A 16,402-nucleotide genomic window follows, 5' to 3' on the forward strand; every position below is an offset into this window, starting at 1 on the left:
ACCGATTCCGGATAGCGTGCACCATCCCGGGTGACAACCGTTCGGGCGGAGGTGTCGAGGCAACGGCCGGCAGGCCACCGAGCCGGCTGGGCACGGCGTGCCGCTGGTCGCCTCGGCGCCGGTGACGGCGGCAGGGTCGACTGCCCGGCCCGGCCGGGGCCAAAGCGATGGTGCGGCAACGGGTTCTGGCGCCGTTGTCTACGATGCGGATGGAGCGTGCCAAGACGTTGCTGCGGATGGAGCCGGCGGGGCCGCTCGTTGCGGTGGCGGCCGCGGCGGGTTCGCCGCTGAGTGGCGGCTCTGCCGGGCGCTCCGGGCGGCGACCGTGGTGACTTCGGCGGAGTTCCGGGCGAAGCCGCAGGCCGCGCACTTCGTTAGCTAGTCGAACGGTGATGTTCGTCAAATTTCCTGACAGCGGGTCGGCGCCGGTGGAACGATCGGGCGATGCAGGGGTTCGAGGGTTTTCCCGAAGTCTGCTCGACCGAGCCGACGGCGACGCCGGACGCGTTCGGATTCTGGGCGGACCTGGTCGGGAGTGCGCTCACCGAGGTCTCGATCGCGCCCACGGTCGACGGCGAGTTCGCGGGCCGGATCCGCTCGGCGGACTTCGGTGACGTGGCCGTGGGGACAGTGCGGGTGCAGGGGCACGAGCTGCGCCGCACCCGGCGGCACATCGCCAGGGCCGGCGAATTCCATGTCATCGGCAGCGTCGTGCTCGGCGGCCGGGCGGAGGTGGAGCACGCGGGACATCGCGTCGTGCTGACGCCGGGGTCGATGATCTTCTACGACACCTCCCGTCCGATCCGGTGGCGGTCGGACGGCCCGATCGAGGATCTGACGATCCGGGTGCCCCGCCAGCGGGTCGTCGACTTCCTGGGGATCAGAGCCGAGGCGCTGCCCGCCGGGATGATGCTGGGCGCCGGTGGGGTCGGCGCGACGCTCGCCCGGTTCTTCCAGCGGGTGGCCGAACTGCACTATTCCGATCCGGCCGCCGCCGGGATGCTGGCCGCCAGCGGGATCGATCTCGTCGGGGCGGCCGCGGTGATCGCCGCGGGTGGGCGCCCCGGTCACGCGCAGGCGGAGGCGATGAGCAGTCAGCGCGTGCTGGACTACGTGCGCGCCAACTTCACCGATCCCGGCCTGACGGTCGACCGGATCGCCGATGCCTGCCGGGTGTCGCGCCGCACGCTGTATCGCATCGTGGCGGAGTTCGAGGGTGGGCTCGGCGCGGTGCTGCGCGGGCTGCGGGTGGAGCGGGCCCGAAAGTTGCTGGAGGCCGGGGACATCGGCTCGATCGCGACGGTCGCCGCGGCCTCCGGCTTCGCCACCGAACGGCAGTTCTACCGAGTGTTCCGGGAGGTCACAGGAATGACACCGGGCGAATACCGGATGGTTGCCCGGGCGCGAGTGGCGTTGCGCTGAGCGTGACCCGGCGACGCGCGGGGGTCGGTGATCAGCATCACAAGGTGGCGGCGGTCATGCGGCGGAGCGGGCCAAATCTCCTGTAAAGGCCGGGGTCGGTTGAAGATTTGAGTTTAGTTGATATTTCCATTTCGAATCACTCGTTGGCAACGACCCGCTGAATCTGGCAGGCTCGGACACCGGGCGACGGGTGATTCGTTGTTGCGCCCACGGTTTGCTGGTCGGTTCGCAGGAAAGCGAGGTGGTTGGCGTGGAGTCGTCTGAGCCTCTCGTCGAACTGAGACTGGACGACAGTCCGGAGATGGCCGCGGGTGAGGCCTTCGCGGAGTGGGAATCCCTGCTGTCGGAGAGCTATGTGCCACTGGCGGTGGATCCCGAACGCGACGAGGTGTTCCACGGCCGCATTGTGCGCGGCAGCCTGCCCGGCTTCGAATTGTCGACCGTCGGCGCCAGTGGCCAGCGTATTCGGCGTACCAAGAGCGGTATCGCGCGCACCGACGGGGAGTTCCTGTTCGTCAGCATCCTCACCGAGGGATTCGGCAGGCTGCACCAGGACGGGCGGATCGCGGTGCTGCGTCCGGGCGACATGGTCTTCTACGACACCACCCGCCCCTATCACTGGGACATCGACGGCTCCTGGTCGCAGGTGGTGGCCCGCGTCCCGCTGTCGGTCCTCGGCGAACACATCCCCACCGGGCGCGACGCGCTGCCCACGGCGACGACGGTGCACGCCGAGAGTCCGGCAGGCGTCGTCGCCGGGTTCTTCCGCGATCTGGCCCGCATCCAGCAGAGCGCGCCCGAGCAGGCGGTCGTCCTGGCGGACAACGGGGTCAAGCTGCTGGCGTCGGCGGTCACGCTCGCCGGTGGCGCGCTGCCGACCGGGCAGTCGGCCCAGGCGCTGTCGCGGGAGCAGGTGCTGTCGTTCATGCGGTCCAGGTGCACCGATCCGGCCCTGACCGTCGACGAGATCGCGCGCGCGTGCCTGGTGTCGCGGCGCAGCCTGTACCGCCTCTTCGACGAGACCGGCGACGGCCTGAGCACGGTGCTGCGGCGCATGCGGGTCGAGTGCGCGCAGGTGCTGCTGCTGCGCGATGCCGGCCGGTCGACATCCTCGATCGCGCTCGCCTCCGGCTTCGCCTCCGAGCGGCACTTCTTCCGCGCGTTCCGGGTGGAGACCGGGATGACCCCGGGGGAGTATCGCCTGGTCACCGGGCAGGTGCCCGCGAGCGGCGAGCCTCGCCGCCACACCGCGTGACCCCGCGTTTTCTGGGCGTTATGTCCGTATTCCCGTGGCATACTGTGCGCACGCAGGGCCGAGTGACAGAGGGGGCTGAGCGGTCATGAGCCAACGAACGACGGTGACCGTCCGGGCCGGCGACGAGCTGCCCCAGCGCGCGGTGGTCGAGCGGTGGGAATCGCTGATGAGCCAGACCTACATTCCGCTCGCCGTCGCGCCGCACCGCACGGAGGGTTTTCGGGGCCGGATCGCGGCGACGGCGTACGACGATCTGCTGGTCACCTCGGTGCAGGCCGGCGCGCAGACCGTGCGCCGGACGCCGCGGCAGGTCGAGGCCGCCGCCGACCGCCACATCCTGGCCAGCATCTACCTGGGCGGACGTGGGGTGCTGCACCAGGACGGCCGGTCTGCCCACGTCGACGCGGGCAGCATGGTCATCTACGACAGCGCCCGGCCCTATCGCTGGGAGGTCGACGAGGACTTCGACAAGGTCGTCGTCCAGGTGCCGATCGACGCGCTGGCCGCGGTCGGCGCACCCCTGGCCACCATCCCGTCGGCCATCGCGCTCGGGCCCGAACATCCCGCCGCCGCGGTCGGCGCGTACTTCCGCGGGCTGGCGGGCATGCAGCACGGCGACCCGGTGGTGGCCGCCGAGCTCGCGCGCCATGGCGTCGGACTGCTGGCCTCGGCGCTGCAACTCGCGGCGGGGTCGGTGCCGCGGGGCGCGTCGGCCGCCGAATCGACCCGGGCCGGAATCCTCGCTTTCATGCGGCGCCGGTTCGCCGACGCCGATCTCACCGTCGATACCGTCGCGCAGCGATTCGCGATCTCGCGCCGCACCCTGTACCGGCTGTTCGAAGGCGACGAAAGCCCGGCCCGACGATTGCTCCGACTGCGCCTCGAACACGCGTGCGAATTATTGCGCGACGGGCACATGCGGCCGATCGAAGAGGTGGCCGCGGCCGCCGGATTCGCCGCCGAGCGTCACTTCTACCGGGTGTTCCACGCGGAATTCGGAATGGCGCCGGGGGAATACCGTGCGGGATATGCGATGTGTGCCGGGCTGTAATCGAAAAGAATTCTTTTCCATCGGTGATATCCTCTTCCCAGTCGAGGGGGGTACTCGACGAGTCTCTACGTCGTGTGAATGCGAATACGACGAGGTGTCCCGATGACAGTCGATGTTCCGGCAGCAGTTGATCAGTCGCGTCTTCCCGGGGTGCTCGCGGTCGGCACCGGCGGGGCCGACGAGCAGTTCCAGCAGTGGGAAGCCATGCTGACGCAGACCTACGTGCCACTGGCCGCCCGCCCGGCGGGCGCGGAATCGTTCCACGGCCGCATCGCCCACCATGCCTATCCGGACTTCGGTCTGTCCCGGCTGGCCTCGACTCGTCAGCAGGTCACCAGGACGCGGTCGCTGATCGCGCGGGCCGTCGAGGAGTACCTGCTGATCAGCATCCACACCCGGGGTTCGGCCGTGCTGAGTCAGCACGGCCGCAGCACCAGGGTCGGGGTGGGGGAGATGGTGTTCTACGAGTCGAACGCGCCGTACGAATGGCGGGTCGGCGAGGACATCGAGCAGGTCATCGTGCAGATCCCGATGGAAGCCGTGCGCCTGCGTCCGGGGATGTCGGCGGTGCGGGTCCCGGCCGCGCGCACCATTCCCGCCGACGGACCGGTCGCGATCGTCAGTGGGTTCCTGACCGACCTGGCGCGGTTGCAGGATCGCGATACCGCCCAGGCCGCCGCGCTCACCGAAACCGCCATCGACCTGATCGCCTCGGCGGCCGCGCTGGTGGCGGGTCAGCCGCTGGCCGGTCCCGGCGAGAGTTCGCTGACCCGAGAGGGCGTGCTGGCCTATGTGCGGGCCAACTACACCGATCCGGCGTTGTCGATCGATGCCCTCGCGGCGGCGTGTTTCGTTTCCCGGCGATCGGTGTACCGCGTGTTCGAGGAGCACGGTGAATCACCCACCGATCTGTTGCGGCGGCTTCGCGTGCGCCATGCGTGTGGAATGCTGGTCTCCAGACCAGACCTGACGTTCGCTGCCATCGGCGCGGCATCGGGCTTCGCCACGGAACGGCAGTTCTACCGGGCCTTTCGTCGGGAAACAGGCCGAACTCCCGGGGAGTACCGCCGGTTTGGCACGGACGGTCAGTCGAGTGGCACGGTATGACAGTTTATGTCCGCGCTATCTGCGAGAGAGTGAATCGAACACCTTTCAAGGATTGAGCGACAAGGGGTCACGATGTTTGGTCGGGTACGCGTTGCTGCGGTGCAAGCCGAGCCGAAGTGGTTGAACCTGTCCGCCGGGGTCGAGCAGGCCATCGGACTGATCGAAGAAGCCGCCGACGGTGGTGCTCGGCTGGTCGCGTTTCCCGAGACATTCCTGCCCGGATTCCCGTGGTGGATGTGGCTCAACTCGGTCGATTGGGGCGAGGAGTTCCTCGCCCGCTATCTCGCCAATTCCTTGACCGCCGACGGCCCCGAGTTGCGAGCCATCGCCTATGCCGCGCGCCGCAAGGGTATTCACGTGTCGATCGGGTTCGCCGAGCGCGCGGGCCGCGAGGTGTTCATGTCGCAGGCGCTCATCGATGTGCAGGGCGAGATCGCCCTCGCCCGCAAGGGGGAACCGACCGGCCTCGAGCGCACGGTCTTCAGCGCGGCCGACGACGAGGTGCTGGTGCGCGACACCGAGCACGGCCGGATCGGCGTGCTCGGCGGCGCCGACCACATGCGCGCCGCGCTGCGCGCCCGCATGCACGAAGAGCGCGAACAGATCCACATCGCGTCGTGGTCGGGCTTCACCGTGTACTACGGCGAGGGCAAGGAGTGGGGCCCGGAGCTCAACACCGCGGCCAGCGTGCGCTACGCGATGGACGGCGCGGCCTACGTGATCGCTCCCGTCGCCGTGGTGCCGGTCGCCGGCTGGGAGGTCGTCGACGCGCGCCTCCCCGACCGTCGGCTGCTACGCGGTGGTGGCGGCGTCTCCCGCATCTTCGGCCCCGGCGGCCTGGAACTGGCCACCCCGCTGGCCGAGGGCGCTGAGGGCCTCCTCTACGCCGACCTCGACCTCACCCGCAGCCTCCGCTCCGCCCCGGCCGCCTGCGGCGAGCGCGAGAACTTCCGGGTGCCCAGTGGCCGGATCCGCCGGGAACCGGTTCAAGTCGAGCTGGCGGGCACCTGAGCGCCTGACGGGACTGTCCACGCCGGATACCGTAGGGACGATTACGCCTGACGTCGTGTGTCCCGGAGGGTTGGCTGCCCATGGCCATCGAACCGACAATGCTCGAGTTCTCCTCGCCGACGCCGCGGAGTGCGGCGCGCGACGAGTGGGAAGCGCTGATGTCGCGGACCTATGTGCCGCTCGCCGTCGACACCCATCCCGACCAGCCCTTCTACGGCCGGGTCAGCACCGGATCGCTGGCAGGCAGGGGGGATTTCAGTCTCACCACGGTCGCGGGGAGTAGTCAGGAGTTCCGTCGGACAGCGAGTCACATCGCCCGCTCCGACGACGAGTACCTGCTCGCCAGCATCCATACCGTCGGCCTGGCGTGCCTGAACCAGGACGGCAGGTCGGCGGTCGTCGGTCCCGGCGACATGGTCTTCTACGACACGTCCAGGCCGTACTTCTGGTCCAACGGAACCGATTTCGAGCAGGTCGTGGTGCAGGTGCCGATCCGGCTGCTCCGCGAGCAACCCGGTCTCGGCCAGCTGGACCTGCCGACCGCGGTCACCGTGCCCGCGGCCAGCGCGCCCGGGGTCGTGGCGAGCTTCTTCCGCGGTCTGGTCAGGGTCCGGCGGGAGGCGCCCGCCCAAGCGGAGGTGCTGGCGGGCAACGCCCTCGATCTGTTCGGATCCGCGGTGGTGCTGACCGCCGGATTGCGACCGGTCGAGGCCGCGGCCGACGCGCTCAATCGCGAACAGGTCCTGGTCTTCCTGCGCGAGCATTGCACCGACCCGGACCTGACCGTCGATGAGGTGGCGCATGCGTGCCATATCTCCCGCCGAACCCTGTTCCGGATGTTCGACGGCGCCGGTGACAGTCTCGCCGCGACCTTGCGCAAGATGCGCGTGCAGCGGGCGAAAAGGCTACTGGCGCGGCATCGTTCGCATCCGCCGTGCACCGTGACCTTCGACTCCGGCTTCGCCTCCGAACGGCAGTTCTACCGCGCCTTCCAGCAGGAAACCGGCATGACGCCCGGCGAATACCGTCGATCACACATCGGCTGACCCCTTCCGTTCCCGGCGAGCGTCGATGGTGAACGAACCGGCCGCGCCGGATGCGCACTGGTATCGGGTCTTCGGCACGCCCGGCTCGGTCGAGCCGCCGGCTGGCACTGATTGTCAGTGGGATGGCACGGCTGGTCTGTGGATCGGCGTACTCGCTGCCCGACACTGGATTCCAGTGCTGGGTGAGAACAGGGAGCGGGCACAATGGCGATTCGGGTTCGCGCCGCGGCCGTACAGGCAGAGCCGACGTGGTTACATCTGCCCGACGGGGTCGCGCAGACGATCGGATTCATCGAGGACGCGGCGGCGGGTGGCGCGCGGTTGGTCGCGTTTCCCGAGGCCTTCCTGCCGGGCTATCCGTGGTGGCTGTGGCTGAACTCGGTCGACTGGGGCGCGGAGTTCCGGGCGCGGTATCTGGCCAACGCGATGACCAGGGACGGCGCCGAGATGCGGGCCATCGCCGACGCGGCGCGGTGGGCGGGAGTGCACGTGGTGCTCGGCTTCGCCGAGCGCGCGGGCGAGGACCTCTATCTGGCGCAGGCCATGATCAGCCCCGACGGCCGGGTCCGGGTGTCGCACAAGCCGTCGCCGAGATCGCTGGAGCGGGAGGTGTTCGCCGACGGCATCGCGCCGCCGATGGTCCACCACACCGAGCTGGGCCGGATCGGGGTTCTCGGCGGCACCGATCACCTGTGCCCGGACCGGCGCGTCGCCCTGTGGCGGGAGCAGATCCACGTCGCCGCGTTCTCCGGGTTCACCGTGTGTCACGACGTCGACGACGACCTCGCCGTCGCGGTGAACAGCACGGTCGGCGAACAGTACGCCCGCGACAGCCGGACCGTGGTGATCGCGCCGACCGCGCTCGTCCCGATGACCGGCTGGGCCGCCGTCGACGCGCGCCCGCCGGGGTCCCCGATGCTCAGCGGTGGCGGTGGGGTCGCCCGGATTCTCGGACCGGACGGCCGCGACCTGGTGCCGCCGCTGCCGCCCGGCAAGCCCGGGGTGCTGTTCGCCGACTTCGTCGTCGACGAGTCGGCGAATCCGTGGACGGACGGCCAGGGCTACCCGCGGGCCTGCTGAGGCCGGTCAGGACCGGACCAGACGCGCGATCGCGTCGGTCGCCTCCTTGATCTTGGCCTCGGCCTCGGGCCCGCCGGCCACCGCCGCGTCGACGACACAATGCGAGATGTGGTCCTCGAGCAGGCCCATCGCGACGGCCTGCAGCGCCTTGGTCATCGCCGAGACCTGGGTCAGGATGTCGATGCAGTACTTCTCCTCCTCGACCATCCGCTGCAGGCCACGCGACTGACCCTCGATCCGGCGCAGGCGCTTGAGATAGTCCTCTTTGGCGGTGATGTAGCCGTGGCCCTGGTGGCCCGTGTGCTCGCCGCCGGTCGTGGTGTCGGGGGTGGGTGCGGTCACCGGAGGTCTCCTCGCCTGACGGGGTGCCCGGATTACCGAGCTGATACCCCCCTAGGGTACAGTTTCCGGCCGGAAATGTCAGATGCGGCCGCCGGCGCGGTCCCGGTGATGCGCCGGACCTGGCCGGACGGGAGAATCACCGGTATGAGTTCGCTTCCCCGGCCCGCACTCGCCGTCATCGGCGGCAGCGGTTTCTATGACTTCTTCGACAACGACGCGGTGCACGTCGAGGTCGACACACCGTACGGCGCGCCGAGCGCGCCCGTCGCCATCGGCGAGGTCGACGGACGCGCCGTCGCGTTCCTGCCGCGCCACGGCAAGCAGCACGAGTTCGCCCCGCACACTTTGCCCTACCAGGCCAACATGTGGGCGTTGCGTTCGCTCGGCGTGCGCCGGGTGTTCGCGCCGTGCGCCGTCGGCAGCCTGCGCGCCGACTGGGGCCCGGGCACCGTCGCGGTGCCCGACCAACTCGTCGACCGGACCGCGGGCCGCCCGCAGACCTTCTTCGACGGCGGCGGCGTCCACGTCTCCTTCGCCGACCCCTACTGCGACGACCTGCGCACGGCCGCGGTCAAATCTGCGGGCGACGAACTGCGCGTCGAGGACTCCGGCACGATGGTCGTGGTGCAGGGCCCGCGCTTCTCCACCAGGGCCGAGAGCCGCTGGTTCGCCGGACAGGGCTGGGACCTGGTCAACATGACCGGTCACCCCGAAGCCGTGCTCGCCCGCGAACTCGAGATGTGCTACGCCGCGGTCGCTCTCATCACCGACCTGGACGCCGGCCTCGAGGAGGGCGACGGCGTGCACGCGGTCGACGTCTTCGCCGAGTTCAAGAAGAACCTGGGCCCGTTCAAGGAGCTGATGCGCCGCGCGGTCGCCGCGGTCGACGGCGAGGACACCTGCGAGCGCTGCCGCGTGCACGCCGGGGTCTCGCTGCCCTTCGAACTGCCCTGATCACCGCGCCGGCGCGGTGACCTGCAGCTGAGCCAGCACGAACGCGGGCGCCGTACCGTCGGCGCCCGCGGGCAGCGGCGACACCTCGACGTCGGCGACCAGCCAGCCGCCCGCCTCGGCCGCGAGCCGCACCCCGGTCATCCCCGCGCGGGCCGCGCCCGCCAGGATCTCCGCCCGCGCCGCGACGATCCGGGCGCGGTCGTCGGGGTGCGGGATCAGCCGCTCGTCGATTCCGCGCCAGCGCAACCCGGGCACCGGCTCGGTGACCCATCGCACCTGCCGGACCTGCGCGGTGTCGAGGATGCACAGGTACAGGCCCGGTTGCGTGTCGCGCAGGAGCGCGAGTGTCGCGGCCTCGAACGACTTGGGCTGCGGGGCGATGCTGTCGGTGACGTCCACTGTGAGGCCGCGCCACGAGAACCGCTGTGCCGCGGTCCCGTTGCGGGCCGCGACCAGCAATGACCGGGGTCCGGTCGTCGAGTGCACGGTGGCGATGCCCGACCAGCGGCTGTCCGGGTCCGAACGGGTCAGCGCGGCGACGATATCCAGCGCGCGATCGAAACGCTCGATCCGCTGGAAGGCCTCGGCGCCGGTGAATTCGCCCGGCGTGGAACCGAGAGCGGAACCGAGACCGTCGGGGCGGGTGCGCACCACCCTGGCCTGCGCGTCGATCTGGAACATGCCGACCCCGAGATCCTCGGCGGGCGCCCGCTCGCCCACCCAGACCTTCACCGCGTGCGTCCCGGCGTCGGGCCAGACCACCGGCTCGGCCCGCAACCGCAACTCCGACCAGGGCTGTCGCGACTTGGGCAGCACTCGATCGACCGGTGTGCCGGAATCGTGAGCGGTGGCGATCATCGGTTGCAGCGCGACGGGGATCGCGCGCTGATACGACGCCCACTCCCGCGGCGTCGACCCCGTGGTCAGCATCGACCACCTCGCGCCGAGCGTCTCCACCAGCTGCCACTGCCCGATGATCACCTGTTCTGCCCCCTTCGGTTACTCCCCACCTGCGGATATCGAACGAAATCGCCTGCGCCCATCGTGCCCGATCCGCCGGCCGCCGTGGGGCGGGGGTCCGTCGATAAGCTCGCGGTATGGACACACCGTTGCGGTTGGAGGTCATCGTCGCCAGTACCCGCCCGGAGCGGTTCGCGCCCGTGGTGGCCGACTGGTTCCTCGGTGTGCTCGGCGAGCGGCCGGAGTTCGCGGTCGGGGTGCTCGATCTGCGCGATATCGCCCTGCCCGTCGACCTCACCGAGACGCCCGAAGCCGACGCGTTCCGGGCCAGGCTCGCCGCGGCCGACGCCTTCGCCGTCGTCACCTCCGAGTACAACCACGGATATCCCGCGTCCTTGAAGACGGCGCTGGACAGTGCCAAACGGGAGTGGCGGGCCAAGCCGATCGGCTTCGTCTCCTACGGCGGTCTCTCGGGCGGCCTGCGCGCCGTCGAGCAATTGCGGCAGGTGGTCGCCGAACTGCACATGGTCTCGGTGCGCGAATCGGTGAGCTTCGCCCAGGCCAAGCGGCGCTTCGATGCCCAGGGCGCCACCGACGATCACGCCGCGATCGACGCGAGCGCGCGGATGCTCGGCCAATTGGCTTGGTGGGGAAGAACATTGCGGGCCGCCCGCGCCGCCGACCCCTACCCGGGCTGACCCGATCAAGCCGGTCCTCGTGGCATGCCCGGGCGGCCTGCGGCTACCGCCTCCGCTGACCGGTCAGGCAGATGCCATCGAGCGTTGCCCGCGCGGCTGGCCGATGTAGGTCGCCTCGCGCGGGATCGACACCAGGGTGAGGTTCACCCTGGTGGTGCCGGTGCGCAGCACCACCCGGTTGCCGATCGCGCCCGGCTGGAAGATCTCCAGATCGGGGCGGGACGCGGGCCAGCCGTTCGGATCGCCGGTCAGGTAGACGGTGGTGACACCGGCGTGCGGCGCGGGGGCGAGCACACCGTCGACGACGGTGGCGGTGAAACCCGCGTCGGACTGGTGTGTTTCGACCGCGATGGTCAGCCGCTCCGGATTGCCGACGGTGTTGACCAGGTGCTCCCAGGCGTGCGCGCGATCGGTCCGCACGAGCACCCGCTCGCCGACGGCCAGCGCGCGGAACACCAACTGCTGGGCCAGATACAGCTCGCCGGCCACGTAGACCGAGGAGATACCGGCGCCGATGATCCTGGTGGCGACGCCGTTGCCCTCGTCGTCGGAGCCGAGCAGCTGGCCGCAGCCCGCCGACGGCAGGTGCAGCGCGCCGATGACATCGATCGGGTATTCGGTGGTCGGCACGGTGTCGTCCACCCCGGGCACCGCGATCGGCAGGTGCGCGAGCAGTGCGTCGCGGTGGCGGCCGTTCATCGAGATCATGCCCTTGGACGCGGTCTTCTCCGGCAGCTCCCGCGCGGTCAATCGCCATGCGGCACCGACACTCACCGACTCGGCGTCGCTGCCGGGGCGCAGCCGCACCGCGACAGTCGTGCCCCGCGAGGGCGCGACCCACAGCTGGGCGAGCAGATCCGAGCCGAGCTGCTTGGGGTCCACCGCGCTGCCGATATTGACGGTGTTGCCGATCTCGGCGAACTTCCACCGCTGGGTGAGCGTGCGCGGGTCGAGGCCCGCGGTGATCTGCTGGACGGCCTTGCGGATCTCGGGCGCGGTGAGGATACGCGCGCTGCAGTCGGCGTCCTCGAGCGTGCGCATGATCCGCTGGGTGGCGATGGTGACCGCGCGCGAGGCGCCGTCGGTACCGCCGCCGCGCCGGGCCGTCGCGTCGGGGCATTGCACCGAGTCGTAGCTGATCGCGAGCCAGACCGTGCGGTGCGCGGTCGCGGGCAGCGGGCCGAGCAGAGACTCGTAGATCGCGCCCGCGGGCGTGCCGGAGCGGCTGCGGTGGCCGTGGCTGATGATGTCGATGCCGCTGAGCAGGATGTCGTGCTGGTGCAGACAGGCGGCCAGCTCGGGCAGGGGGAGCAGGTGGGAGGCGTGCACCGCGGTGCGGGCGATCCTGGTCAACCCGCCCTTCGGGGGCAGCACCTCGACCACGGTGACCACCCGGCTGCCATCCCAATACAGACCGAGCGAGCGGCCGTCGGTGTCACGGAAGTCGACGGTGTCGCCGAGGGTGTACTCGCGCTTGCCGAGATAGCGGCGGATCGTGCCGATCCAGTCGAGGATCGTGCGCTTGCCGATCGGGATCAGCGGCACGATCGCGACGACGATCGCGATGCCGAGAGCGGGGAAGGGGCCGAGGCCGCAGACCAGAGCCAGGAGCCCCACGGTCAGGCCGAGCACCTGCGCGATGAGCAGCTGCGGCAACGTGATGCGACCGAACAGTGGACGTGGACCAGCACCGGTGTACTCGGCCATTGGTTCCTCCCCCGAACGTGAACAAGTGCTGCCGGGAACTGTACTGTGTTGCCCGGACGAGAGCACTGTTCGGGGGAGGAACCATGCCTTCAAAACCCACCACACGCTGGCAGGTCAGCGGCTACCGCTTCCTGGTGCGGCGGATGGAGCACGCCCTGGTGCGCCGGGATGTGCGCATGCTGCACGATCCGATGCGCGCCCAGTCCCGTGCCTACGCGGTGGGTTTGGTGCTCGGCCTGGTGGTGCTGGCGGGCTGCGGCATCCTCGCGCTGCTGCGCCCGCAGGACAAGATCGGCGACAACAAGATTCTGATCGGCAAGGAATCCGGTGGCGTCTATGTCGTCATCGACAACGTCGTGCACCCCGCGCTCAACCTGGCCTCGGCCCGGCTCGCCGCCGGTGAGGCGGCCAAGGCGGTCATCGTCAAGGAGTCCGAGCTCGGCAAGAAGCCGCGCGGTCAGCTGATCGGCATACCGGGCGCGCCCTCGTCGCTGCTGTACGACAAGGACGGCAAGGGCAGGCAGTGGTCGGTGTGCGACCAGCTCAAGTCCGACGGCACCGCCGATCTGACCACCTCGGTGCTGGCCGGTTCGCTCGATCTCGGCGACAAGGCCTCGGCGATGCCGACGAACAGGGCGCTGCTGGTCAAGGCCAAGGACGACGTCTTCCTCGTGTTCGACGGCAAGCGCGCCAAGGTCAACATGAACGACCCGGCCGTCACGCTCGCGCTCGGGATCTCCGGTGTCACCCCGCGCACCATCAGCGAGGGCGTGCTCAACGCGATTCCCGAGGTCCTGCCGATCATCGCGCCGGTCATCGACAACCCCGGCGGCGTGCCGTCCTACAACGTCAGTGGTCACAAGATCGGCGATGTCGTCCAGGTGTTCAACGCGCCCAACCAGGACTACGTGGTGCTGCAGGACGGTCTGCAGCCCGTCTCGGCGCTGACCGCCCAGATCATCCGCAACTCGGTCAACTCGACCATGCCGGGCACCACGATCCAGAACACCGAGCGCACCTACGCCAAGGAGTCGCGGGCGCTGAAGGTGGACAACTACCCGAAGGAACGGCCGGTCCTGATCACCGCCAAGGATCAGCCGGTCAGCTGCCTGTCCTGGAAGCCGATCCCCGGCGCCATCGACAACAACGACGCCACCGCGCGCGCCGAACTGACCGTGCTCACCGGTATCGACCTGCCCATCCCGGACAAGGCCAAGCTGGTCAGCCTCGCCCAGGCCGACGGCTCGGGACCGAAGGCCGACTCGGTCTACATCCCGCCCGCCTCGGGCGCCTACGTCCAGACCACCGGCATCGAACCGGACAGCCGCCGCAAGGACAGCCTGTTCTACATCGCCGACACCGGAGTTCGCTTCGGTATCAAGAACTCCGACGCGGTGAAGGCACTGGGGCTGGAGAACGTGAAGGCCGAGCCCGCGCCGTGGCCGATCGTCGGGCTGCTCGCGGGCGGCCCGAGCCTGGGCCGGGAGGACGCGATGGTCGCCCACGACGGCGTCGCGCCCGACTCGTCCCCGGCCAAGCAGCCGGTGGCCACCGTCGCCAACAGCAAGTAGTCAGCCGACGGGCGGGGTCTCCGATCGCGCCCGCAATTCGGCGACCTCCGAACGCAACTCGCGTACTTCGTCGACGAGTTCGGCCAGCGTGCGTTCGGTCCGGTCGGCCGCGTCGTCGACGGTCTTGAGCTGCTCGACGACCCAGCTGGTCATGGTGCCGATGGCGAAGGAGATCAGGCCGATGCCCAGCGTCATCAGGACCAGTGACACCAGCCTGCCCTCGCTGGTCACCGGGTAGACGTCGCCGTAACCGACCGTCGTCACCGAGACCGCCGACCACCACAGCGCGTCGCCGAAGGTCTCGATCTTGCTCTCGGGCGCACCGAACTCGGCGTCGAAGAAGGCCAGACTCGACAGCAGCAGGATCAGCAGCGAGCTGGTGCCGACGAAGGTGACCAGGCGCGTTCGCGGGTGCGTCGCGCGATTGAGCGTGTCGAGCAGCAGCAGCGCGGCGCGCACCAGGCGCAGCGGACGAAACGGCGGCACCAGCACGACGAGCAGGTCGAGCGGATGCTTGCGGACGAATCGGCGCCGATCGGTGGACAACCGCAGCCGGACCGCGAAGTCCACCGCGAAGACCGCCCAGATCCCGACATCGGCCCACACCAGGCAGGCGTCCAGGGTCGGCGAAGCGTCGGTGTCGAGCACCCGCCACGCGTACAGCAGCAGGAACAGCACGGCCAGCACCATCATCGGCAGGTTGGTCGCCTGCTCCCACCGCTGCCGACGGGTCTGCGGGCGCTGCTCTGTGGTCAACGGATCCATACTGCTACCTGGGTCGACGGGCTGCGCGGAGTGCGCTCGACCAGGACGGTACCGCGTCCGCTCCCTCAGGTGTCCTCGCGTACTCCGAATCGACGCCGGATCGGGAACGAGGCGAGCATGCCGAGCACGAACAGCAGCCCGACCACGCCCGCGCCGATCAACCCGACGTTCCTGGCCGTGTTGTCCGGCACCGGGGCAGGCGCGGGAACCGCGAGCTGCACCTGCTTGGCCGGCGACGGCCGCTTGGGTGGCAGCGCCCCGGTGACCTCGGCGGTGAGCGCCGCGATCGGATCGACGCTGCCGTACCCGATGTACTGGTTCCAGCCCTCGGCGGGCGCGTGCGCGGTCGCCTGGATCCGCTTCATCACCTCTTTGGCACTGAGCTCGGGGAACCGCGCGCGCACCAGCGCCACCACCCCGGACACCAGCGGTGTCGCGAAGCTGGTGCCGCTGATCGGGCTGGTCTGGCCCTGTTGGTTCACCGTTCCGGTCGCGGTGCCGGGCCCGCGCGGGTTCAGCGAGGTCATGTTCTCGCCGGGCGCGGCGACGCTGAGCCACGGCCCGGCGACGGTGAACTTCGACGGTGCGCCGTTCGCGTCGATCGAACCGACGGCCAGCACGTACTCGTCCCAGCGCGCCGGGCTGACGTTCATCGCCGTCTTGGTCCACGGGTCGGCGTTGGGCTCCAGCGGATCGACCACCGTGTTCGCCGTCTTGCAGGTATCCGAATTACCCGCCGCCACCACAGGAACCGCGTTCTTGACCTCGACCGCGTACTGCAGGGCCGCGCCGATCGCCCGGTCGTTGACGTCCTTGTTGGTGCCACACCAGACTTCGGAGACGTTGATGACGCCCGCGCCCATGTCGGCGGCGCGCCGGATGGCCGAGGCCATCGTGTTCAGGTTGCCGTAGCCGTCGGGCAGGTCCTCGGGCGCCTTGTTCCGGTTGGCGCCCTCCTTCTGATACATCTTGCTGGTCTGCCGGATCGTGAGGATGCGAGCCTCCGGCGCCACTCCCGCGAATCCCTGGCCGGGCACCTGGGTCGCCGCGATCAAACCGGCCACGAAGGTGCCGTGCGCGTCGCAGTCCTCGGCACCGTCACCGGAATTGGCGACGAAGTCGCCGGCCGCGATCATGTCGGGCAGGCGGTCGTGCCTGCTCACGCCGGTGTCGATCACCGCGATCAATTGGCCTGCGCCGCGCGAGAATTCCCACGCCCGAGCCAGATCGAGGGACCGTTGCGCGTCCGGGATGGCTGGCCCGTCGCCACCGGTGGCCACCGTGGTGCACACCGCGTTCGAGCCGACTTCGGTCTTCTCCGGCGGCGCGGCCGGATCGCCCGCGGGCAGATTGGCGGGATCGGCGGCGGGCGGCCGGTCGGCCGAGGCGGGCGCCGCGCCCAACCCGAACGACGCGCCCACACCGAGCGCCAC

15 protein-coding genes are annotated in these 16,402 nt (G+C 69.9%); 10 read left to right on the plus strand and 5 right to left on the minus strand.

Features of this window, described 5'->3' with window-relative positions; translation table 11 throughout:
- Nucleotides 1–444: 444 nt before the first annotated feature.
- The 7 genes from ATM97_RS09400 to ATM97_RS09430 all read left to right on the plus strand — a co-directional run bounded on the left by ATM97_RS09400 (nt 445) and on the right by ATM97_RS09430 (nt 7,972).
- Nucleotides 445–1,422 carry a helix-turn-helix domain-containing protein gene (locus ATM97_RS09400; RefSeq protein WP_218717569.1) on the plus strand — a complete coding sequence of 326 codons (978 nt, stop codon included), beginning with the start codon at nt 445–447 and terminating at the stop codon, nt 1,420–1,422.
- Nucleotides 1,423–1,723: 301 nt separating this feature from the next.
- Nucleotides 1,724–2,677 carry a helix-turn-helix domain-containing protein gene (locus ATM97_RS09405; protein WP_218717570.1) on the plus strand — a complete coding sequence of 318 codons (954 nt, stop codon included), beginning with the start codon at nt 1,724–1,726 and terminating at the stop codon, nt 2,675–2,677.
- Between the two features lie 85 nt (nt 2,678–2,762).
- A complete protein-coding gene (locus ATM97_RS09410; RefSeq protein WP_218717571.1) occupies nt 2,763–3,728 on the plus strand; it encodes an AraC family transcriptional regulator in 966 nt (321 codons plus the stop codon).
- A gap of 102 nt (nt 3,729–3,830) precedes the next feature.
- Nucleotides 3,831–4,835: a helix-turn-helix domain-containing protein gene (locus tag ATM97_RS09415; protein ID WP_218717572.1), complete on the plus strand. Its 1,005-nt coding sequence runs from the start codon at nt 3,831–3,833 to the stop codon at nt 4,833–4,835.
- Between the two features lie 72 nt (nt 4,836–4,907).
- Entirely contained in the window at nt 4,908–5,846 is a 939-nt protein-coding gene (locus tag ATM97_RS09420; protein WP_218717573.1) for a nitrilase-related carbon-nitrogen hydrolase, read from the plus strand.
- 80 nt (nt 5,847–5,926) lie between these two features.
- Nucleotides 5,927–6,892: a helix-turn-helix domain-containing protein gene (locus ATM97_RS09425; protein WP_218717574.1), complete on the plus strand. Its 966-nt coding sequence runs from the start codon at nt 5,927–5,929 to the stop codon at nt 6,890–6,892.
- A gap of 204 nt (nt 6,893–7,096) precedes the next feature.
- Nucleotides 7,097–7,972 (plus strand): nitrilase-related carbon-nitrogen hydrolase, encoded by an 876-nt coding sequence (locus ATM97_RS09430; protein WP_218717575.1) that lies wholly within the window; start codon nt 7,097–7,099, stop codon nt 7,970–7,972.
- Between the two features lie 6 nt (nt 7,973–7,978).
- Here ATM97_RS09430 and ATM97_RS09435 read toward each other — a convergent pair whose 3' ends face one another.
- The gene (locus tag ATM97_RS09435) at nt 7,979–8,314 is read right to left on the minus strand and encodes a metal-sensitive transcriptional regulator (RefSeq protein WP_218717576.1); all 336 of its coding nucleotides are present in this window, start codon (nt 8,312–8,314) and stop codon (nt 7,979–7,981) included.
- Nucleotides 8,315–8,458: 144 nt separating this feature from the next.
- Here ATM97_RS09435 and ATM97_RS09440 point away from each other — a divergent pair, with 144 nt between their 5' ends.
- Complete coding sequence (locus ATM97_RS09440; protein ID WP_218717577.1) at nt 8,459–9,268, plus strand: S-methyl-5'-thioadenosine phosphorylase; 810 nt, start codon at nt 8,459–8,461, stop codon at nt 9,266–9,268.
- Here the strand turns inward: ATM97_RS09440 and ATM97_RS09445 are convergent, their stop codons facing one another.
- Nucleotides 9,269–10,249 (minus strand): GAF domain-containing protein, encoded by a 981-nt coding sequence (locus ATM97_RS09445; RefSeq protein WP_218717578.1) that lies wholly within the window; start codon nt 10,247–10,249, stop codon nt 9,269–9,271.
- A gap of 116 nt (nt 10,250–10,365) precedes the next feature.
- Between ATM97_RS09445 and ATM97_RS09450 the strand changes: the two genes are divergently transcribed.
- Nucleotides 10,366–10,926: an NADPH-dependent FMN reductase gene (locus tag ATM97_RS09450; protein WP_218717579.1), complete on the plus strand. Its 561-nt coding sequence runs from the start codon at nt 10,366–10,368 to the stop codon at nt 10,924–10,926.
- A 63-nt stretch (nt 10,927–10,989) separates the two neighbouring features.
- Here ATM97_RS09450 and eccE read toward each other — a convergent pair whose 3' ends face one another.
- The gene (gene eccE / locus ATM97_RS09455; RefSeq protein WP_218717580.1) at nt 10,990–12,633 is read right to left on the minus strand and encodes a type VII secretion protein EccE; all 1,644 of its coding nucleotides are present in this window, start codon (nt 12,631–12,633) and stop codon (nt 10,990–10,992) included.
- An 83-nt stretch (nt 12,634–12,716) separates the two neighbouring features.
- Between eccE and eccB the strand changes: the two genes are divergently transcribed.
- Nucleotides 12,717–14,204 carry a type VII secretion protein EccB gene (gene eccB, locus ATM97_RS09460; RefSeq protein ID WP_218717581.1) on the plus strand — a complete coding sequence of 496 codons (1,488 nt, stop codon included), beginning with the start codon at nt 12,717–12,719 and terminating at the stop codon, nt 14,202–14,204.
- On the opposite strand, the gene ATM97_RS09465 is transcribed toward eccB, so the two are convergent.
- On the minus strand, nt 14,205–14,969 hold the full coding sequence (locus tag ATM97_RS09465) for an ion channel (RefSeq protein WP_218717582.1): 765 nt from the start codon (nt 14,967–14,969) through the stop codon (nt 14,205–14,207).
- Between the two features lie 65 nt (nt 14,970–15,034).
- Nucleotides 15,035–16,402 (minus strand): type VII secretion-associated serine protease mycosin (gene mycP / locus ATM97_RS09470; RefSeq protein ID WP_255587468.1); only part of this gene is annotated, 1,368 nt, incomplete at its 5' end.

The sequence above is a fragment of the Nocardia sp. MH4 genome (assembly GCF_019266065.1).
GTDB classification, from domain to species: Bacteria; Actinomycetota; Actinomycetes; order Mycobacteriales; family Mycobacteriaceae; genus Nocardia; species Nocardia canadensis.